We start from the raw sequence: 21,352 nt of genomic DNA on the forward strand, positions 1-21,352 counted from the left end.
GCTAGGCAGACAGGAATCCCCACACTATACCGATTAAAGGTTAGTGTGGGATCAAAGGCGCGTCAAACTCCTGATTCCACCCGTTCATAATCTCATAAGCATAGCTTTGAGCCGTGGAGGGGTGGACAACGAGACGAACCAATTCCTTTTTATAATATCAGTGGGGCTGGACGTGTTCCTCACTTTAAAACGCCGTAGAGGGAAACGATTGGAGTACCTTGAAGGAAGTTCTCGATCTCCTTAACAGGACTCAGAAGCCTAAACCATATCGCTTGCGATTGTTGTGGCAGCGTCACGAAAGCTAAATTTGAACAAAACCTAGCTACAGAAAGAGAACTGATCGAGTACGGTAGGACATACCGGAATTTACGCTTGGGGAGAAGACACCTATATTTTGGCTGGAGAAATCCTGTCACAAGCAAGTGACTTCGCCCAAGCAAGAATCTCAGTCACCAAGAGTGCACAGAGTGTCCAACTTAAGAATCCCCGTGCGTGAAAGCCCGGGGACTGTCAATGTTTATTAGTGAGGTCAGAATGGCTAAGCGCCGCAATCTCAAGAAAGAAAAGGCACAACGAAATCAAGCATACGCTCGCAAGTTTCGCAAGCGGAGAAATCAAGATATGTTCTCCAACAAGAGAAGACGATTTGACGGCGGTAACGGCGGTGGCATGGGCGCCATGAGCGGTGGCGGCAGAGACAAAGACATGGCTGCTGCTGAAGATTAATTGAGTCAGGCTATCTGCCGAACTTAGAACCAGAGTGAAAAACACGATCGTTCTAAGGAGAGATAGCCAGCCGGAATTTGTCAAATAATTCAACGATGTTTAGGCGATCCGATCGCGCGCAGCGATAAGTGATTTTCTCACTTGTTCAAACCCGGTACCCCCGTAACTATTGCGAGCCGCCACCACTTGCTGAGGTGCGATCGCGCTGTAAATGTCTGTCTCAAAGGCTGGGTGCAAGTCTTTCCACTCCTCAAGTGTCAAATCTTTGAGGAGTTTGCCCCCCGAAAGGCAAGTTTTGACGACTTTGCCGACAAGGTTGTAAGCTTCCCGGAAGGGAACGCCTTTGGCGGCCAAGTAGTCGGCTACGTCTGTAGCGTTAGAAAAGTCTTCCGTAACAGCAGCGGCGAGGCGATCGCCATTAAAGGCGATTCCTTCCCGCAGCAAAATGGTCATTGCTTCCAAGCAACCTTGTACCGTTTTGACGGTATCAAACAAAGCCTCTTTATCTTCTTGCAAATCTTTGTTGTAGGCCAAAGGAAGTCCCTTCACTACTACCAACAAGGCTTGCAAGTTACCGAACACCCGTCCCGCTTTGCCCCGCACCAACTCCGGCACGTCGGGATTTTTTTTCTGGGGCATGATGCTAGAACCCGTAGCGCAGCTATCTTTGAGCGTAATAAATCCAAATTCGTGAGAAGACCACAAAATCATTTCTTCTGACAAGCGGCTCAGGTGTACCATAATCAAGCTGGCTGCAGCGAGAAATTCGATCGCAAAATCTCGATCGCTCACTCCATCTAAGCTATTAGCATAAACCTTGTCAAAATGCAATAGTTCTGCCGTATAATGTCGGTCGATCGGAAAAGTCGTCCCCGCCAGCGCGCCACAACCCAAAGGCGAAACATTCACCCGCTTGCAGATATCGCCGAGGCGTTCCCAATCGCGATCGGTCATTTCAAAATAAGCTAAAAGATAATGAGCCAAACTGATCGGCTGAGCGCGCTGCAAATGAGTGTAACCGGGAATTAAAGTTTCCACATTACGATCGGCAAGATCGAGCAAAACCCCTTGAAATTCCCGCAATTGCTCACGAATTTCGGCGATGCGATCGCGCAAATACAAGCGAGTATCCGTGCCGGCTTGATCGTTGCGCGATCGGGCCGTGTGCAACTTTTTCCCCGCATCACCCACAATATCCGTCAGCCGTTTCTCTACAGCGAAGTGAACGTCTTCTGCATCAACTCCCGGAACAAAAAGTCCTTGGCGGTATTCGCGGCGGATCTGTTCCAAACCATTGACTAACTGTTCGCCTTCTGCTGCGGAAATAATCCCCGTTTTTGCCAGCATTTTAGCGTGAGCGACAGAACCAGTCAAGTCATACTCAATCAATTCAATATCGAAGCCAATACTAGCATTGAATCGGGCGATCGCCGGGTGCAGCGCCGATTCAAATCTTTGACTCCAAGTTTTTTGTTGTGTTGTCATTGCTGAAGCTAAAACTAGATTATATCTCTGTTGCAGAAGTCTATAAAAACCGATTTGTAGCAAAGACTTTAGTCCTTCCTCCGGTTTGTAGTCAGGACTTTAGTCCTCCATTCCCAATTCGGCAAGAAAAAACTCAACTCCTGACTACAAACTTTTTATACATCTTTTGACCAGAAAAAACTGAAGTCTGGACTACAAAATTGTGAAACTTTTGCTGCATCACAAAGAAGTGAAGTTTGGGTTAGCGACAAACCTTTTCAATCTTAAATTTCTTTCCGATAGCTTATGCGACAAGAACTCTAACGAAAAATCCCTTTCAAGAACCAGCCAACAAAAATACCTATAAAAAAAGCTGCTATTTGACCAGTCGAAACAAAATGGTTCCAAGCTTTCTGGAAATTAGTAAAAATTTCGTAACTTTGAGCCAAAACCACCGTCGAACTCAAATGAGATTTCAAAACTACCACATGAGCGACATCGTTCCAAGTAATGGAACTGGTTAATCCAGCAGTAATTTCCGGCATTAAATTAACTATCATGGTGATTTTCTCCTGCTAAAGGTGTTACCCTAAGTACAACCAGTGTCATGTCATCTTCGTTACGATTGCCGATGCCGATAAACTGGTGTACGCGATCGAACAAATAATCCAAAATTTCTTCAGACTGCTGATAATTTTGACAAGCCCACTGAAAAGCCGAGGTCAAGTTATCCTCATCAAACCGATCGCCCCTTTGATTAGCAGCATCAGTAAATCCGTCTGTGTAATAAATAATAGTATCTCCTGGCTGCAATTGCACTTGAGCTTCTTGGTAATGCGAATCAGCATCCAGGCCAATTAACATCCCCTCCAAAGTATCAAGCTGAAGAATCGAATTAGTTGCAGCTTGCCACAGCAAAGGTGGGTGGTGAGCAGCATTGCTGTAAGATAAAACGCGAGTTTTCGGATCATACTCCGAATAAAACAGAGTCACAAAACGGTGGGAATTTTCCAAATCCGCGTGCATAACCCGGTTTAAATGTTGCAAAATTCTCGACGGCGAGTGGCGGTTCAAAACCTCCGCCCGCAGCATACCCCGTGTCATCGTCATCAACAGGCCAGCCGGTACTCCTTTGCCCATCACGTCGCCGATCACAATGCTCCAGCGGCCCTTGTCGATTTTTGACTTGAGATTCTTAATCAGGGATGGGGGGTGTTCCCCCTCATTTTCCTTGCCGATCGGGTCATAGTCAGCGGGAATAAAATCATAATAATCTCCGCCGACTCTGCTAGCAGTTTGGCAGCGGGCGGCCACGTCAAGGCCGGGAATTTTCGGACAACTACGGGGTTGCAGCCGCAATTGAATTTCCGCCCCGATTTCTAACTCTCTGTCTAAGCGGTCTTTTTCCGCCAACTTAACAGTAAGTTCGTCTTTGCAAATAGCCACGGCGGTTTGATCCGCCACCAACCGAACTAATTTCTGTCTGCTGGGAGTCCAGAGATATTGCGGATCACTGCTAAAAACATAAAGCCGCCCGCGTTCCAAATTGTTGACTAAAATTGGCGCCCCAAACAAATGAACATCCGGGCCCAAATAACGACCGACTTGCAAGTCTAGACTAGAAGTTTGCCCAGGGGTTTCCGAAAAAGATCCAGCAGTAGCGCCCGCACCTGCTGTAGCTTGCCTGGTGGCTATTTCCAGCGCTTTTCGCATATCTTGGCACTGCCGTCCTTCCTGACAATGCAACTGCTGGAACCTGACTTGACCGTTGGGTTTGAACAGCACTAAAGCTCCCCCGTCGGCGTCCGTAACGCGAGTCGCCACCAAAGGCACCAACTCCAAAAATTGGTTGAGATTGTTAAAACTTCGCAGGGCAAATCCCAGCGAACCCAACATATCTTGAACGTTGTGCTGATATCGGTGCAAACGCGCCACCAGTTCTTTGAGGGCAAATACTGGCGTCGCGTCGGTGGAATTGCGACCCGAAGGGCGGTCAGCAGGTTGAGGTGAGGGGCGAGGCAAAGGCACAGCAGTCATTTTAAATTTGTGATTTTCGATCTTAGACGGAGTAATGATTGAGGACTTACGGGCCACTTGAACAGAAACCCGTTTTTTTTTCGAGCAAGTAGTTTGGTTTGATCGAGTAAGTTGGGCACTAGGACATTAGTATCAACTTAAGTCTAAAATTCTTCAGAAATCTCGTTTATAGCTGACCTTAGATACCCCCTAAATCCACGTCGCTTGCTTTACTTGGGTGGCCCCAAGACCGCAGCGACTTCCCTTAAGAAGGGGGACTTTAACCATTTGCTGTCGCCCTTCTTAAGGGGAGGGTCAGGGGTATTGGGAAGACTGTGCAATCAGACAGCAGACTGATACTAAATTTGAGCTTAATTTGACACACTACTGGCGCTTTAAACCCAACCCAGCAAGAACAGGGGGAAGGTATTGTTTCTAGGTATTTAGTTTTCACTCGCCGCCCGTGGTGGCGCAAGTCCTGCGATGGTAGTTTGAGGTTAAGGATTTGAGATTTTGAACCTCTGTATCCGCCTCCAAAAATCGGGACGACCACAGATACCCGATCGATCTAAAATCTAAAATCTAAAATCTAAAATCGAGTAGGGCTTCCACAAATTCGTAACTAGAAAACGGACGCAAGTCTTCGATGCTTTCCCCCACTCCAATAAAGCGGATTGGCAGACCAAGTTGCTGCACTACTGCTAGGGCAACACCACCTTTAGCAGAACCGTCGAGTTTTGTCAATACTACTCCGCTTAATTTTGCCGATTCTGCGAACACTTCTGCCTGTCGCAAACCATTTTGACCCAGTGTGGCATCCAAGACCAGTAGAGATTCTACGGTAGCGCCTGGGGCTTTTTTATCTACAATGCGACGGATTTTACTTAATTCGTCCATCAGATTTTTTTTGTTTTGCAGGCGGCCTGCGGTGTCTACGATCAGGAGTTCTGTGCCTCGGGCGCTGGCGGCGGCGATCGCATCAAACACGACAGCAGCCGGATCGGTATTTTTCCCTGGGTTGGCAATAATTTCGACCCCACTGCGGGAACCCCAAACTTTCACTTGTTCGACGGCGGCGGCGCGGAAAGTGTCGGCGGCGGCAATTAGGGTTTTGTAGCCGGATTTTTGAGCAATATGGGCAAGTTTGCCGATCGTCGTAGTTTTGCCCGCACCGTTGACTCCTACGATTAACCAGATGTTAAAAGTGTCTTTTTCCGGGGCAAATGTCAGGCTGTAGGCGGGATTGCCGGCGGCGGTTTCGGCACAAGGAGCGTCAAGAATGTCCCGCAGGATGGTTTTCAGGTAGGCTAGAGCCTGTTCTGGTGGCAGCACTTCTTGTGTGAGTCTTTCTTGGAGGCGCGTGATAATGATGTCGGTGGCTGCGACTCCGACATCGGCTTGCAGGAGCAAAGTCTCAATTTCGGCTACTGCGTCTTGATTGAGCGGGCCTTGACCGACGATCGCCTTTAGTCGATTAATTAAGCTGCGGCGCGTTCTTTCTAAGCCTTTCCGCAGTTTTTGCAGCCAAGTGATTTCTTCGACTGATACTTGGTCTGGGCGGCGGCCTTGACTGGCTAAGATTTCTGAGGACCACAGGAAGCCTTCGTCAAAGGCGAAACCGGGAATTTCTTCGATAATTGCCGCTCTCTCGGCGGCGGCTGCAATTACCTCTGGTTCTTCAAGGGCGGTTTCTTTGAGGCGTTCGATGCGCTCCATGCGATCGGCCTGAGCTCTGGCCCAAAACGGCAGGGCTTCGGCTGCTTCGCCGTCGGATGCGAGTGATTCGGTTTCTACAACCTCTGTTGCAGGTTCGGCAATTTCTATATTTTCTGCTGTAACTTCTAATTGTTGAGCAATAGGTGCAATGTCGATTGCCCCGGCTGTGGGTTGCAGAGTTTCTGCAATTTCTGCTGGGTTGGCTGCATCGAGTTCGATCGCCTCGGTTGCTTCAACTGTTGCTGGTGCTGCAACTTCTGGAACTTCTGCAACAGTTGGTGCTGTGGATGCTGGTTCAAGTTCGATCGCCTCCGTTGCTTCAATACTCGCCGGTTCTGCAACTTCTGCAACTGCCGCGATTTCTGCTTCGGCTGCTGGAACATCGGGCGCTGCTGTCTCAGAAACTTCTGTTTCGGGTTTTTGCTGTTTTTGAATATTTTTGTAAGCAGCTTTTGCCCAATTGAGATAATCTTCGGCTACAGCAGGAGAACCTTGCTCTGCTGCATCAGTTTGAGGCTCAACCGGTGCGGATTTTGCCGACTCATCTTGCGGCTGTTCGGGGGTTGCCTCTGTTTCTGAAGATTTGCTTTCGCTGTACTGGCGACGAAACCAATTAAATACCATAGTTGATGGGGAATAGAGAATAGTTATTAGTCATTAGTCCTCAGTCCCTAGTGTAGAGCCGATTGCGGATTGCCAATCACTAATGACCAATGACTGCTGACTAAGGACTACTGACTAAGGACTACGGACTAACAACTTCTGCGTTGATTTTATCGACTACTCGGCGGAGGACTCCGTTGATGAAGCGATGTCCTTCGTCGCCGCTGTAGCGTTTTGCCAGTTGGACGGCTTCGTTGACGCTGACTTGTTCGGGTAAGCCGAGATATAGCATTTCGGCGATCGCGATTCTCATGATATCTCGATCGATCCGGGCCAACCGTTCTATTTGCCAGTCTACAAGCGCTTCCGAGAGCAATTCATCAATTTGAACACGGTTGGCGCTGACTTTCGTCAGGATTTGCAAAGCATAGGTGCGGACATCTTGCTGGTTGGCTAGCTGGATCAGTTCTGGAAACTCCATTGCTGAACCGAGACGGTTGATTGCGGTTTGGGTGAGTTCGACTGCTTCCCGCACCATTGTTCTAGCACTTTGTATATCGGAGGCGCGGATTTCGCTGGCAAGCAGTTTGTCGCTACTCCGCTGCACTTCGGATGCTGCTGCTTCTAGGGCTTCTTGAACTTCTGTGGTCAGGGTACGGATGGCGGCGAGGAGAACATCTTGCAGTTTCTTCGCTTCTAAGAGTTCTGGATTCGTCGGCAGTTGGCTGATGCCGAGGAGTGCGAGTTCGCGTGCTGTTTCGCGGGCTTTTTTCATAATTTTTAGATAGGAATTGAGAATTTAGGAAGTTTTTCGATCGCGTGCGGACTTGAACTTTAGCAGAAAACTCGACTAAAAGCGGTACAAGACCAGCCGCCTGACTCGCCAGTGGCGGGTAGTTTACAGATACTTGGCTGTCAAACCTAAGATTTATGCTAGAAACCGGGTTTCTGAGTATAGGCTTTCTCGGTTTGGGCTGGTTTTGTCGAAATATTATCTGCTATGGGGAAAGTTTACACGGTCTTACGGGCGACTAAAGATGTCTTGGTTCACTCTTCTTCGACTGGGACAGGCTGGTATCTTGATTCGGATACCAAGGGTTCGAGTGTTTTGCCCTTGATGTTTTCGGGGGTTGCTGCAATTGAGTTGTTGGGGTTGACGATGCCGCCAGAGATGATGACTTTAAAGGCATCTTCGATCGACATTGACAAATTGACTAAATCTGCCTCCGGGACTATAGCGTACCATCCGGTGGTGGGGTTGGGAGTGGTGGGGATGAAAATGCCGATCGGGGTTTCACCGGAAAGGTGAGGCGGGATATCGTTACTCTCGATCGTACCGGTCACAAATGCTAAAGTCCAGATTCCCCGCCGGGGATATTCCACTAACACCACGCGGCGAAATTTGTCATTTGATTTGAGGAGGGTTCCCAGCAGTTGTTTGAGGGTTTTGTAAACCGAACCGGCTAGGGGAATTGCCTGCAACAGCCGTTCGCCAAAGTCTAGCAGCCACTTGCCGAAAATGTTCCGGGCCATTAAGCCGATGACTAAAATGCTCAGCAGGGGTACAGCCAGCCCTACTAAAAGATTTAGCAGATTCACCAAAATCGGGTGGAGTCCGTCAAAAGGGTTGATCTGCTTGGGAATTTTGGTCAGAAAATTGATCACCCAACTGGCGACGGTAATTGTCAGCCAGATGGTGGTAGCTAAGGGTATCACTACCAATAGTCCTGCGATCAGGTCGTTTTTTAAGTCTTGTTTGATGCGTTGGAGCACGGCGGGTCAAATCTCCTCGTAACTGGTTGCCAATAACCTGAATAAACCTGAGACTAAAGCAACTGCACGGGCTTTACTGGAAGTCACCATAGACGATCGTCTTCAATTCTGCTAAACCCTACCCTTTCTGAGGGGGAAGAGTTAGGGATCGCCGGTGCTGTACCTTTATTTTAAAGAATTATTGCAAGTTGGCGCTTAGTTTTAATATATGCGGGCTGTGCAGCAGCTCACCGTATTGTATATTTTAAGACAATTTGGCGCGGGATAAATCAATAAGCCGATCGGTCAGAGGCTGCCTGGGAGTCGAAGTGTAGCGAGTCCAAATAAAATTTTCTGTGATTTGTATCCGAAATTAATTGGTCGATCGAGCTTTCTCAGATTTTCGGCTGGGTGGCACTTCGTTCTACCGAATTCAGGGCAACCTATGCAGGTTGAGTGCAGTGTCAGGGCAAAAGTCTATCTAAAGATAGATGCAGCGTAACCAGTGTTATTAGTATATGAGGGTAATTTTGGATGGTGGACAGCGCTCGAAAAGCCAACTGTGATCTCGGTTGCAACTGTTGCATGGTAGGCAACTCCGGCAAAAAGTAAAGCAGACAGACCAGCAACTTTGACTTTTTTTGACAGGATTAATCGATATTCACGAAATAAGGGCAGAATTCAAGCGAATTCGAGTTTGATAGGAGCGGCAAAGCAATATAGAATTAACTCGGGCATCACTACAAAAATAATAATCTGCCAAACGAGGTAGCAGTATTTAGTAGAAGCGAGATAAATTACTATATAGCTAGTTGTTTCTAGCCAGAAGCGCGAAACTATTTGTTCGACAGGGTATAGCTAAACTGCTAAACAGAAGCAAGATTCCAGCCGTGCCTATTCCTTGGAAGCAGACGAAAGTGAAGGAAAAACAAGCGTACTAGCCAATCAAGTCAGAGGGGGGATTCACCTCGCAGCAAGCAGTAATAGACTTGATGAGAAGTTAGAATTGAGATGTGAATGCTCAACTCAGGAAACCAATTAATTTTTACATTTTTTTAGGCGATTCAAAACGCAAGACTTTTTTGGGCTTAACTTAACCCGCCGCAGCTCGATCAAATTTTGTGTCGGATCATTAATATTTAAGTAAAAGGAATTTTTGTGAAAACGCTCAGTATCCTCTTAGTAGAAGACAGTCCCCTAGATGCCGAACTGATTGAGGCATATCTAATGGATGGCGGGCTCCAATTTTCTCTGGTGTGTGTGGAAACTCGAGAAGACTTTGCCACGGCACTGGAAAAACAACGTTTTGACATTATTTTGGCAGATTATATGCTGCCTTGTTTTAACGGGATAGCTGCATTGGAAATCGCCCACACTACTTGTCCGGGAGTGCCGTTTATTTTTGTTTCGGCTACTTTGGGCGAAGAAGTGGCGATCGAAACTTTGAAAAGCGGCGCTACTGATTATGTTCTCAAACGCCGTTTGATACGCCTAGTGCCGTCGATTGAGCGGGCCCTGCGGGAAGTTCAAGAACGGAACGAGCGCAAGCAAGCCGAAGCACAGCAGCAGGAAAGCGAAGCTCGATTTCGGATTATGGCGGATACCGCGCCGGTAATGATTTGGATGTCGAACACTGACCAACTTGGCGATTACTTTAACAAAGTTTGGCTGGAGTTTACCGGTAGAACTTTGGCGCAAGAAATTGGCACGGGTTGGATGGAAAACTTGCACCCAGATGACTTGCCAGAATGTCTGGATATTTACCAAAAAGCCTTCAAAGCTGGCAACGAGTATCGGCTGGAATGCCGCCTGAGACGCTATGACGGGGAATACCGCTGGGTTTTGGGTACAGGCGTACCCCGGTACAGGCCCGATCGCACTTTTGCAGGTTACATCGGTTCTTACATCGATATTAGCGATCGAAAACAGGCAGAACAAGAACGCGCTGCCGCTTTGTCCCGCGAACAAGCAGCGAGGTTGCAAGCAGAAGAAACTGCTAAAGCGCTGCAATCGGCAAACGATCAAATTACTAACATTCTCGAAAGCATTACCGATGCTTTTATCGCAGTAGATTTAAATTGGAACTATACCTATGTCAACCTAAAAGCTCAAGAGCTTTTAGGCAAGTCACAAGCTGAACTGATCGGTAAAAAGGTTTGGGAGATATTTCCCTGGGCGGTCGATTTACAGTGTTACAAAATGGCTACCAAAGCATTAGCAGAAAAGGTAACAATCGAGTATGAAGAATTTGTGCCGTTATGGAATAAGTGGTTGAAGGTGCGTTTTTATCCTTCCGATTCTGGTTTGTCGGCTTACATTCAAGACGTTACCGATAGCAAGCAAACAGAAGCTGCACTCCAAGCTAGCGAAGAAAAGCTGAGAATGTTAGCCGAAGCTAACTTGATGGGAATTATCTTCGGGGATGTGAACGGCGGTATCATCGAGGCTAACGATGAATTTTTGCGGATAGTTGGTTACACGCGGGAACAGTTGCAGCGCGGGGAATTAAACTCGATTGACATCACGCCGCCGGAGTACCAGTCTCTCGACAAGAAGGGGATGGCAGAGGCACAAGCAACGGGGGCTTGCACTCCCTACGAAAAGGAATTCTGGAGGAGAGACGGCAGCCGGATTCCGGTGTTGATCGGATATGTTTTGCTGGCACAAAAGCGACAAGAATCTGTGGCTTTTATTCTCGATTTGACGGTGGGCAAGCAGTTGGAAAGAGAACTACACGATCGAGCCCAGGAATTGGCGCGGGCGAACCGGATTAAAGACGAGTTTCTGGGAACTTTGTCCCACGAATTGCGGACGCCGCTGAATGCGATGCTGGGATGGGCGCAACTGCTGCGAAACCGCAAGTTTGACGAAAAAACGACTGTTCGGGCTCTGGAAACGATCGACCGCAATACACGATCGCTGGCAACTCTGATCGAGGATTTGCTGGACGTGTCGCAGATTATTACCGGGAAACTGTCGCTGAATTTGCGGTGGGTGGATGTGATTTCGACTGTTGAGGCTGCGATCGATACTCTCGCGCCCGCGATTGCCGCCAAAAATATTGAAATGGTGACGGATTTCGATCCAACTGTGGGGCGGATTTTTGGCGATGCCGGCCGCTTGCAGCAGGTGGCGTGGAATTTGCTGTCGAATGCGATTAAGTTTACTCCCGATGGCGGGCAGGTGAGGGTGGAGGTGCGGAAGATGGAGAGGACTTTTGCCCGTGAGGAATCCGCTTGCTGTAAAAATTTGTCGCCCGCTAGTGTCGAAATTGAGGTTAGCGACACTGGACAAGGGATTTCAGAAGAGTTTTTGCCGCACGTTTTCGAGCGGTTTAGCCAAGCTGACAGCTCTATAAGGCGATCGTACAACGGATTGGGTTTGGGTTTGGCCCTAGTACGGCATTTTGTGGAAATGCACGGGGGGACGGTGCAAGCCGAATCTGCCGGGAAGGGAAAAGGCTCGAGGTTTTTGGTGAAATTGCCAATTCAACAGCATCATTGCGACGGCGGATTGTCTGTTACTGGACTCGGGGAGTGGGCGATTCCTCAAAGCAAGGCGCGAGCTCCTGTAAAGGAGTCTTTTGTCAGCAGCAATCTTTCTGGAGTGCGGGTGTTGGTGATCGCTCTCGACGCCGATTCCCTGGATTTTGCCTGTACAGTGCTCGAAGATTGCGGAGCTCAGGTGGAGACTGCTAGCTCTGGAATGGCTGCCCTGGAGGCGATTGAAAGGCTGAATCCGGATGTGTTGGCGATCGATATCGAGATGCAGGCCCCTGATGGAGAGGCTCTGCTGCGGCAAGTGCGATCGCGGATGGTGGACAGGGAAATTCCGGCCTTGGCGTTCACGGCGGTTGGTAGGGTAGAGGAACGGATACGGGCGCTGCAGCAAGGTTTTCAAATTTACGTACCCAAACCGATCGAGCCTGCTGAGTTGGTGGCGGTGGTGGCAAGTTTGGCGGCGCGATCGAACGATTTTAGATTTTAGATTTTAGATTGACTCCGCCATGACGGATGTCGTAACTACACATCAATTTTCTTGCATTCGAGCGATCGGAAAATTCGGCAGAACAACGTTTTTCTTAGTAGAAATCACAACTCTAGCTAACTTGTCAAGCCCCAACAGTTATAAATTTAATTTGCCTCAAATTTGGTAATTTTTGATACAGATAGCAGTTTCTCAAAGAAATGCAACTGTAGACAAGTTCCAAACCCTGATAATCATCAGTAGTCCGACTTCTAAAATCTAAAATCTAAAATCTAAAATCTAAAATCTAAAATCTAAAATTGTATGAGTTGCACGGACGATCGTCATTAACTGTATCTCCTCAAATATCAAGTTCAGCAAATACGTGCTTCAATTGAAAAATGCCGTGTCGGGGTCAATGCTTCTCGCACTCCTCTATTTCCCGCCCTACAAGGATTTTGTGTCGATCTTGGATTTTTCTGGGCCCTGGCTTCAACTATCGACTAGATACCAGTTGCACCCGACCGGCATCCATTTCATCCATTAATAACTCTAAAGCCTCATAATCGATATCCGAGATGTAGCCCAAACGGGTGAGCTCGTAGTTGATTTCGTTTTCAATGTCAGGCGTTAACTGCTTAATGTAGAGGGCTTTTTCTACAAGATGACGAATAGCATAGGTTGCTTGCATAGTAGCTCGGAGAACTCCGTACAATTTAATTATTATCTGAACAGTCGATCGCGCGCGTGATCTAAATCAGAACTAACAAGTGATTTCAATTACATTATTCAATTTTATCTAACAGCCAGGGGACAGTCGATCGCATTTTTTAGAATTCTCAAGACTCAACTTGCTAGCCTAGATAAAAAATTAGTATAGTAGCTTACGTTTCCTCCGCAAATCTTGCACAAAATTTCATAAAAAAGAGTCAATAAATAAAGATTCAGTAAAATCACTGAAAACAAGTGGTCGATTTCCCTCAGAGCAAGTTAGTCTCAGAGTAATCAAGTAGGTTTAGGCTTACATCCGTCCAGCGCAGTAGTTGAAAATACGTAGCAATCATAGGTTTGACATATGCAGACACTTCTTGCCCATAAACCAATTACGGTGATTCGACCCCTAGACCACCTGAATGCAGCCACTTCCGGAGAATTCGGACGGGAACTCATCACAGCAATTGCAGCCCCCGGGGTTGTAGCGGTACTCGTAGATTTGGGCGCAGTAACATTTATTGACAGTGCCGGTTTGATGGCATTGGTTTCGGGCCTCAAGCAGGCGAAAAGAATGGGGCGCAGGTTTAGTATTTGCTCGGTATCCCCCGGGATTAGGATGATTCTGGAACTCAGTCAACTCGATCGAGTTTTTGAGATAGTTGAAAATGTCGATAGCTTTGAAGCCGAAAACTCCTGCGTAAAACAACACTGATAGAGCCTCCTGGGCGACGAGAACAGGCAACAAAACACAGCAAATTCGGTTAAATGCCCGAAAAGACAGACGACTGTCGTTGGCGTGTTGGCAGATTTTAAGGTAGGCTGCTTAAGAGTCGCAAATATTTAGCGAGTCGAGCCGTGGCAGTAAAAGTCGAAGAATTACTTACAGCAGACATTAATCAGCCTGCTCGTTATCTGGGAAACGAATTGGGATCTACGCACAAGCCTTGGGACGGGGCTTCTGTGCGCTGGGTTCTTACTTACCCAGAAGTGTATGAAGTTGGTGCTTCCAATCTGGGGCACATCATCCTTTACAACATTTTGAATGCTTTGCCGAGGCAGTTGTGCGATCGAGCTTATTTGCCCGCACCAGACTTGGCAGCAAAACTGCGATCGACCAAAACTCCCCTGTTTGCGGTAGAATCCAGGCGATCGCTCACAGAATTTGATATTCTAGGCTTCAGCCTCAGCTACGAACTCGGAGCCACAAACATTCTGGAAATGCTGGATTTAGCCGGCATTCCCCTAACTTGGAAAGAAAGAGCGACAAATGACCAAAACGGTCAAATGCCGCTGATTTTTGCTGGCGGGCAAACGGCAACTTCTAACCCCGAACCCTACGCTGACTTTTTTGACTTCATCGCTTTGGGAGATGGAGAAGAATTGCTGCCAGAAATTGGCTTGATTTTGGCAGAAGGCAAAACAAATAATTTGAGCCGAGAAGCATTGCTGCTGGATTTAGCGCAAATTCCAGGCGTCTACGTCCCGCAATTCTACGATATGGCGGCCGACGGTTCGGTTCATCCCAACCGCCCGCAAGTTCCACAACGAATTCTGCGCCGCGTGGCAACTCCCATACCAGCTTATTCGATCGGCCTGGTTCCCTACGTCCAGACAGTACACGACAGACTGACAGTAGAAATCCGCCGGGGATGCACCCGCGGCTGTCGCTTCTGTCAGCCGGGAATGCTGACTCGCCCAGCGCGCGATGTCGAACCGCAGCAAGTCGTAGAGGCGATCGAACAGGGGATGCAAGCCACCGGGCACAGCGAGTTTTCCCTGCTTTCCCTGAGTTGTTCCGACTATCTGGCACTCCCAGCAGTCGGGATGGAAATCAAAAATCGCCTGAAAGATAAAAATATTTCTCTGTCTCTACCCAGCCAGCGGGTTGACAGATTTGACGATAATATTGCCGACATTCTCGGCGGTACGCGACAAGGCGGTTTGACTTTTGCACCGGAAGCTGGTACTCAGCGGATGCGCGACATCGTTAACAAAGGTTTGACCAACGAAGAATTGCTCCGGGGTGTCAAAACTGCGGTCGATCGCGGCTGGGATAAAATCAAGCTGTATTTTATGATCGGTTTGCCGGGAGAAACAGATTTGGATGTTCTCGGCATCGCCGAAACAGTCCGCTGGCTGCACAGGGAATGCAGGATCGATGGCAGGCGGGGACTGAATTTTAACTTGACAATTTCTAATTTTACGCCTAAGCCTCACACTCCTTTTCAGTGGCACTCGGTTTCTACTGCTGAGTTTTCCCGCAAGCAAAAACTCCTGAAGGAAGAGTTTCGCGGGATGCGGGGCGTCAAGGTGAATTACACTGATGTGCGGATTTCGGCAATGGAGGATTTTGTCGGACGGGGCGATCGACGTTTGGCTGCTGTAGTCCGCCGCGCTTGGGAACTTGGCGCGGGTATGGATGCGTGGTGGGAAAGCTTGGATCAGGCTTACAAAGCTTGGACTCAAGCCATAGATGAGTCGGGCCTTACCTGGAAATACCGCCAAGTCGAAAGCGGCGAGTGGAATCTTTTTGAGAAGGAAGAAGGAAGAAGGAAGAAGGAAGAAGGAAGAGGGAAGAAGGAAGAAGGAAGAGAAATCAAGGAAGATTTTTCCAATTCTCCGGATCTCCCCCTCTCCCCTTCCCCCTCTCTCCCTCTCTCTCTCGATCAGGCCTTGCCTTGGGATCACTTAGATACGGGAATCGACAAAAACTGGCTGAAAATTGACTTGCAAAAGGCTTTGGAAGCAGCGACGGTTCCCGACTGTTCCTTTGAAGGGTGTTCGCGCTGCGGGGTTTGTGGCACTGATTTCGGACACAATGTGGTTGTGGATGCGCTGCCAATTCCTGAGTTTGCTGGGGAGTTTGTCCCGAATACGGAGCGGAAACAGCGTTTGCGGGTTTGGTTCGGGAAGGTGGGCGATATGGCTTTGGTTGGTCATTTGGATTTGATCCGATTGTTCGATCGAGTAGTCCGCAGAGCAGATTTGCCGATTTCGTTTACGGGCGGGTTTCACCCGAACCCTCGGATTTCTCTGGCAAATGCTCTGCCTCTGGGCGTTACCAGCACTGGGGAAATTGCCGACTTTGAGCTCACTGAGTCGATCGATATTGAGAGTTTTCGGGAAAAGTTGGCCGCTAAGTTGCCGGAAAATATTCCGATTTACAAGGTTGAGTCGATCGATCTCAAGGCTCCTTCTGCTAACCAGTTGTTAGAAGCAGCGGAGTACGTGATTACTGTGGCTGTAGGGGACTCGTTGACAGAAAATGGCGAATTAGACCATGAAAATTCTGCTCCTGTCTCCGTGGCTCCTGATGCCAACTGGGAAGCTTGGGTCAAGACGATCGCCGAAACCGAGGCTTTTTGGCGGGTGCATACTACTAAGTCGGGAAAGACGCAGGATGTCAATTTGCGCGATCGGCTGCACAAACTAGAACTTGTAGAACAGAAACCAGACAGCAGCACCTCTGCCTGTGGTGCTACATCCGAAGGTAAAGCCGTCTTGCGCTTTACCGGCAGTTGTCGCAGCGACGGCAACTTGCTCAAGCCAGAACATATTGTGTTCATGCTCGAACAAGTCAGCCAGCAGGAAATTCAGCTTCTACAGGTTGAGCGTAGTCAGCTAATCCTGGGTTATGGTTAAAATAGGGAAGCCGTGGTGGAATATTTCACCTTCGGCTCTCGATCGGGATGTGTCGTTTCACGCTATAATCGCTTGTTATGGAAGCCGCGGCGGCTCGAGCGCTTTAGTCGCTCGCCGCCCTCGTCAACCAGCAACGCGGGCTGGGTGCAAATTGCTTCTGTTCAAGACTTCAAGCCTTTTTGTTGTACATTCACGGGCTAAATCTAGCGCCAAACCCGCAGGAGCGGGGTCTGAACCAAATTTAGCGATTAATTTCGATCGATCGACTGGTTGTCGGTGGTCGGCTTATTCAAAAATCTCACGGTTCAAACCGCACAGCGGGTATTCAACAATAGATGTTTTTGGCGGGTCAAAAAACGGAGATAAGCCCCCGACTTAAGTCGTGGAGAACCAAAAATTTTAGATTTTAGATTAAAGTTCCAGCTCCCAGATTCATCTGTGGAGTAAATCTAAAATCTAAAACCTAAAATCTAAAATCCACTGACCCGTCAAAAAACGGAGATAAGCCCCCGACTTAAGTCGTGAAGAACCAAAAATTTTAGATTTTAGATTAAATTTCAATCTCCCAGATTCATCTGTGGAGTAAATCTCAAACCTAAAATCTAAAATCTAAAATCTAAAATCGACTGACTCGTCAAAAAACGGAAATAAGCCCCCGACTTAATTCGTGGAAAACCAAAAATTTTAGATTTTAGACTCTAGTTCAATGTCCCAGATTCATCTGTGGAGTAAATCTAAAATCTAAAATTTAAAATCTAAAATCGACTGACCCGTCAAAAAACGGAAATAAGCCCCCGACTTAATTCGTGGAGAACCAAAATTTTAGATTTTAGATTAAATTTCAATCTCCCAAATTCATCTGTGGAGTAAATCTAAAATCTAAAATCTAAAATCTAAAATCGACTGACGAGGTTTTAGGGTTGGCAGGGGCGGAGGTTGCAGTCGAATGCCAAGCTGGGGTATGTTGAGTGCGATCGCGCAAGAATTCAACAAAAGTCTAGGCGCTTTCACTCCTACCTACTTTCGCTCAAAACCAGCCCTCAACCACCACGCAAGCGGAGTTATCAGTTCGTAGTGTTAAGTTGTGTGTTAAGAAATTGGTACGGTGTCAATGAATTTATTCGCGCTCGTTCAAAGGAAGAGTTGTAAGTGTTGAATTTTGAGTATTGATTTCGCAATTGTCAACTCAAATCTCAATATTGCTAACTCGATAAAAGCCTCCTTATTTCTATCTCTCAGATTTATCTGCTGAGCATAACTCATAACTCTGTACGGGCGGGTTTAACTACTTTATCTGTAACAGTTAACAGTTAACAGTGAACAGTCAACAGTTAACAGTTAACAGTTAACAGTGAACGGTCAACAGTTAACTTTCCTTCCACCCTGCACCAACTCACAGCTAATAACTCTTCAAGCTACTACTAATTACAGTCTAAGTCAGAGGCACTATGAGTGCGTAAGTGTCTCTAACTTGCTGCCAGTTTTTTGAGGAAATTGAATGACAAAGCAGATAGTTATAGCAGAGCAGCATCGCATTGCTGCCGTCTTTTCAGAAGATCAAATCCAAGAACTTGTGGTAGCCACAGGCAGCCATCAAGTCAGTGACATTTACTTGGGAATTGTTGAAAATGTACTCCCTGGGATAGATGCGGCATTTGTCAATATTGGCGATCCAGAACGTAACGGGTTTATGCACGTCACAGACCTCGGCCCGCTGCGCCTTAAACGCTCGGCAGGAGCAATTACAGAACTCCTGACCCCCCAGCAGAAAGTGGTGGTACAGGTAATGAAAGAACCGACGGGCAGCAAAGGCCCCCGGCTGACAGGCAACATTACCCTGCCGGGCCGCTATTTGGTACTGATGCCCTACGGCAGGGGAGTCAATCTCTCGCGGCGGATCAAGTCGGAAGCCGAGCGCAACCGCCTCAGAGCCCTGGCTATTTTGGTGAAACCGGCCGGGATGGGGCTGCTGGTACGCACTGAAGCTGAAGGGATGACCGAAGAAGCGATCATGGAAGATTTGGAAGTCCTCCAAAAACAGTGGGAAGCCGTTCAACTCGAAGGCGGTACTTCGCGGGCGCCGGCACTGCTCAACCGGGATGACGATTTTATCCAGCGGGTGCTGCGAGATATGTTCAGCGGTGACGTGAATCGGATTGTGGTGGACTCGCAAAATGGAATTAAGCGGGTGAAGCAGCAGTTGATGAGCTGGAACGGCGGTAAACTTCCTGCGGGAGTTTTGATCGACCACCACCGAGAGCGCGCCTCGATTTTAGAATTTTTCCGGGTTAACGCTGCGATTCGAGAAGCCCTCAGACCAAGGGTTGATTTGCCTTCGGGTGGTTATGTGATTATCGAGCCGACTGAGGCGCTGACTGTGATCGATGTCAACTCTGGCTCGTTTACTCGATCGGCGACGGCTCGGGAAACGGTACTCTGGACAAATTGCGAAGCAGCCACGGAAATTGCTAGACAACTGCGGTTACGCAATATTGCCGGGGTGATTATTGTTGACTTTATTGACATGGAATCCCGCCGCGATCAGTTGCAGGTGCTGGAACATTTCAATAAAGCTCTCAAAGCTGACAAAGCTCGGCCACAAATCGCTCAACTGTCGGAATTGGGACTGGTAGAACTCACCCGCAAGCGCCAAGGTCAAAATATTTATGAGTTGTTCGGCCACAGTTGCCCTACTTGCAACGGGTTGGGTCATCTGGTGCAACTCCCCGGGGAAGAAGACTTCGCCGCAGCGGTGCGGGAATCGGGCGATCGTACTGTTGCTACCTCGAACCGCGTTTTGTTGAATTTGCCAGAAGGATTGGAACGTCGCAGCTTGACGCCTGTGGCGGCTGCAACTCCTGCACCGGTGCGAGATGAACGCCCCCCCGAACCTGCTCGGGCTGCTTGGGAACCTCAAAGCGAAAGTTTGGATTTTGAGACCGGCAGCAACGCCTCGTCTTTGGACTTGCTCAACCATCCCAGCTATCAGGATTTGGGGAACGGAACTAGACGCCGCCGCCGCCGCCGGATTGGCGAAGAGCCTTTTGCTCTCCCGGCGGAGGAGGAACCGGTACGTAGCAAGTTGCGGCTGCCGAATACTTCGAGCGCGCCCGTCGCGGATACGCGCTCTGAGTATCTGGCGCCCCCCGGCATCCGGGCGGCTTCGGAGGGCTTCGGGCTGGTGAATATGGCTACTGTTGGCAGGCGCGAGGATTTCGAGCGTGTGCGTCCGGCTAAGTCTGAGTTGATGAAGCCGATGGTGGAGCCTCCGGAGGTGATTTCGGTGGAAATGACGGCGGAGGAGCAGGATGTTTATGCTCTGATGGGGGTTTCTCCTTTGGTGCTTACTGATCGCAGCGTGAAAAATCCTAAGAATGCGATCATTTCGGTGACTCTCCCGGGAGCGGCCCCGAACAAGCCGCCTTTCGAGCAGCTCGAATTTGAGTTTGAAGCGACGACGCCTCCACAGAATGTTGAGGATGAGGAACGGGATTATTATCCAGAAAGGTCGGTAGTTGAGCCTGTTTTTTCTGAGGATGATGATGAGGATGATGATGAGGATGATGATGATGTCCAAATTTATGGCGAGAGTTTGATCGACGAAACTGATGATTTTGATCGGATTGAGGAACCCAGCGATGTGATGGACGAATCCTATGAGCCGATCGAATCCCATGAGCCGATCGAATCCCATGAGCCGATCGAATCTCAGGAGCCGATCGAATCTCAGGAGCCGATCGAATCAAGCGAACCCGAGGAGCCTGCTATCAACCGCCGCCGCCGCCGCCGCTCATCTGCCCTTTTGGATGAATAGTTATGAAGGAAGAGGGAAGAGAGAAGAGGGAAGAAAGAAGAAGGAAGAAGGAAGAAGTAGAAATTTTTACTCTCTTCCCATCTTTCCATCTTCCCCTTTCCCCCTCTCCCTCGAACGCTCTGGTAATTGCGGGTGTGGATGAAGTCGGACGAGGGGCTTTGTTCGGGCCGGTAGTGGCTGCCGCCTGCATTTTGCCCGACGAAGTTCTCGATGAATTAGCAAGTTGCGGGGTGCGCGACAGCAAGCAGTTGAGTGCCGCAGCCCGGAGTCGGTTAGCTGTGAAAATCCGGGCTGTGGCTGTTGACTGTCAAATTGGTGTGGCTTCGGTGCGGGAGATCGATCGCCTCAATATTTTGCAGGCTTCTTTATTGGCGATGAAACGGGCGATTTTGAAGTTGAAGGTGACGCCGGATTTGTGTTTGGTTGATGGGAATCAAAGGATTCCCCATTTGGCGATCGAGCAAGAGACAATGATCAAGGGTGATGCGCGATCGATTCAGATTGCCGCTGCTAGTATTGTGGCGAAGGTTTGGCGCGATGAATTAATAGTACGTTTGGCTGTTAAGTATCCTGAATATGACTTGACAAATAACAAGGGATATGGAACAGCCAAACATAAATTGGCTTTGGAACGCTGGGGTGTATCTGTCTTTCACCGACAATCTTTTAGTCCTTGTCAAAAATAGTTAGTTGTATCTGAAATGTTGCACCAATGTCAATAAGCTTTTATGAACAGGCTTTTCGGCCTGTTCCACAAAGAGTGAATTTCCTTGTAGAACAGGCCGAAAAGCCTGTTAAGCGAGAATGGTGCAATATCTCAGTTGTATCTCACATCTTGCACCATTCTCAACTAGCCCTTGAATTTTATCCCAAAATGTGAAAGAAAGGGCGTATAAACCATCAGATAGGTCAATGTTAACCATTTTTAAACAGTAAGTG

The 21,352-nt window shown here is 48.4% G+C and carries 14 protein-coding genes; 7 read left to right on the forward strand and 7 right to left on the reverse strand.

From position 1 onward, the window contains the following. Nucleotides 1–534: 534 nt before the first annotated feature. Complete coding sequence (locus QUA43_RS09915; RefSeq protein WP_190738786.1) at nucleotides 535–726, forward strand: hypothetical protein; 192 nt, start codon at nucleotides 535–537, stop codon at nucleotides 724–726. 99 nt (nucleotides 727–825) lie between these two features. Here QUA43_RS09915 and argH read toward each other — a convergent pair whose 3' ends face one another. From argH to QUA43_RS09945, 6 genes are all read right to left on the reverse strand, one after another. Then, the gene (gene argH, locus QUA43_RS09920; protein ID WP_333373386.1) at nucleotides 826–2,211 is read right to left on the reverse strand and encodes an argininosuccinate lyase; all 1,386 of its coding nucleotides are present in this window, start codon (nucleotides 2,209–2,211) and stop codon (nucleotides 826–828) included. A gap of 299 nt (nucleotides 2,212–2,510) precedes the next feature. Beyond that, a complete protein-coding gene (locus QUA43_RS09925; protein WP_333373389.1) occupies nucleotides 2,511–2,750 on the reverse strand; it encodes a hypothetical protein in 240 nt (79 codons plus the stop codon). Continuing rightward, a complete protein-coding gene (locus QUA43_RS09930; RefSeq protein ID WP_333373392.1) occupies nucleotides 2,740–4,227 on the reverse strand; it encodes a PP2C family protein-serine/threonine phosphatase in 1,488 nt (495 codons plus the stop codon). The genes QUA43_RS09925 and QUA43_RS09930 overlap by 11 nt, the downstream gene beginning before the upstream one ends. A 561-nt stretch (nucleotides 4,228–4,788) precedes the next feature. Beyond that, nucleotides 4,789–6,546, reverse strand: coding sequence for a signal recognition particle-docking protein FtsY (gene ftsY, locus QUA43_RS09935; RefSeq protein WP_333373395.1), 1,758 nt, complete (start codon nucleotides 6,544–6,546; stop codon nucleotides 4,789–4,791). A 121-nt stretch (nucleotides 6,547–6,667) separates the two neighbouring features. Continuing rightward, nucleotides 6,668–7,300 (reverse strand): transcription antitermination factor NusB, encoded by a 633-nt coding sequence (nusB, locus tag QUA43_RS09940; RefSeq protein ID WP_333373398.1) that lies wholly within the window; start codon nucleotides 7,298–7,300, stop codon nucleotides 6,668–6,670. A 272-nt stretch (nucleotides 7,301–7,572) separates the two neighbouring features. Beyond that, nucleotides 7,573–8,298 carry a DUF502 domain-containing protein gene (locus tag QUA43_RS09945; protein ID WP_333373401.1) on the reverse strand — a complete coding sequence of 242 codons (726 nt, stop codon included), beginning with the start codon at nucleotides 8,296–8,298 and terminating at the stop codon, nucleotides 7,573–7,575. Between the two features lie 1,137 nt (nucleotides 8,299–9,435). Between QUA43_RS09945 and QUA43_RS09950 the strand changes: the two genes are divergently transcribed. Next, a complete protein-coding gene (locus QUA43_RS09950) occupies nucleotides 9,436–12,264 on the forward strand; it encodes a PAS domain S-box protein (protein ID WP_333373403.1) in 2,829 nt (942 codons plus the stop codon). Nucleotides 12,265–12,739: 475 nt separating this feature from the next. Here the strand turns inward: QUA43_RS09950 and QUA43_RS09955 are convergent, their stop codons facing one another. Next, nucleotides 12,740–12,934 carry a hypothetical protein gene (locus QUA43_RS09955; RefSeq protein WP_193975465.1) on the reverse strand — a complete coding sequence of 65 codons (195 nt, stop codon included), beginning with the start codon at nucleotides 12,932–12,934 and terminating at the stop codon, nucleotides 12,740–12,742. Nucleotides 12,935–13,318: 384 nt separating this feature from the next. Here QUA43_RS09955 and QUA43_RS09960 point away from each other — a divergent pair, with 384 nt between their 5' ends. From QUA43_RS09960 to QUA43_RS09980, 5 genes are all read left to right on the forward strand, one after another. Then, nucleotides 13,319–13,669 carry an STAS domain-containing protein gene (locus tag QUA43_RS09960; protein ID WP_333373405.1) on the forward strand — a complete coding sequence of 117 codons (351 nt, stop codon included), beginning with the start codon at nucleotides 13,319–13,321 and terminating at the stop codon, nucleotides 13,667–13,669. Nucleotides 13,670–13,812: 143 nt separating this feature from the next. Then, nucleotides 13,813–16,599, forward strand: coding sequence for a TIGR03960 family B12-binding radical SAM protein (locus tag QUA43_RS09965; RefSeq protein ID WP_333373408.1), 2,787 nt, complete (start codon nucleotides 13,813–13,815; stop codon nucleotides 16,597–16,599). Between the two features lie 946 nt (nucleotides 16,600–17,545). After that, on the forward strand, nucleotides 17,546–17,674 hold the full coding sequence (locus QUA43_RS09970) for a hypothetical protein (protein WP_263053612.1): 129 nt from the start codon (nucleotides 17,546–17,548) through the stop codon (nucleotides 17,672–17,674). A gap of 423 nt (nucleotides 17,675–18,097) precedes the next feature. Beyond that, nucleotides 18,098–20,413, forward strand: a complete 2,316-nt coding sequence (locus tag QUA43_RS09975; protein ID WP_333373411.1) for an Rne/Rng family ribonuclease — start codon at nucleotides 18,098–18,100, stop codon at nucleotides 20,411–20,413. Nucleotides 20,414–20,415: 2 nt separating this feature from the next. Further along, complete coding sequence (locus QUA43_RS09980) at nucleotides 20,416–21,099, forward strand: ribonuclease HII (protein WP_333373412.1); 684 nt, start codon at nucleotides 20,416–20,418, stop codon at nucleotides 21,097–21,099. Nucleotides 21,100–21,352 lie beyond the last annotated feature (253 nt).

Origin of the sequence: Microcoleus sp. N9_B4, from assembly GCF_036701635.1 — a bacterium.
Taxonomy (GTDB): domain Bacteria; phylum Cyanobacteriota; class Cyanobacteriia; order Cyanobacteriales; family Microcoleaceae; genus Microcoleus.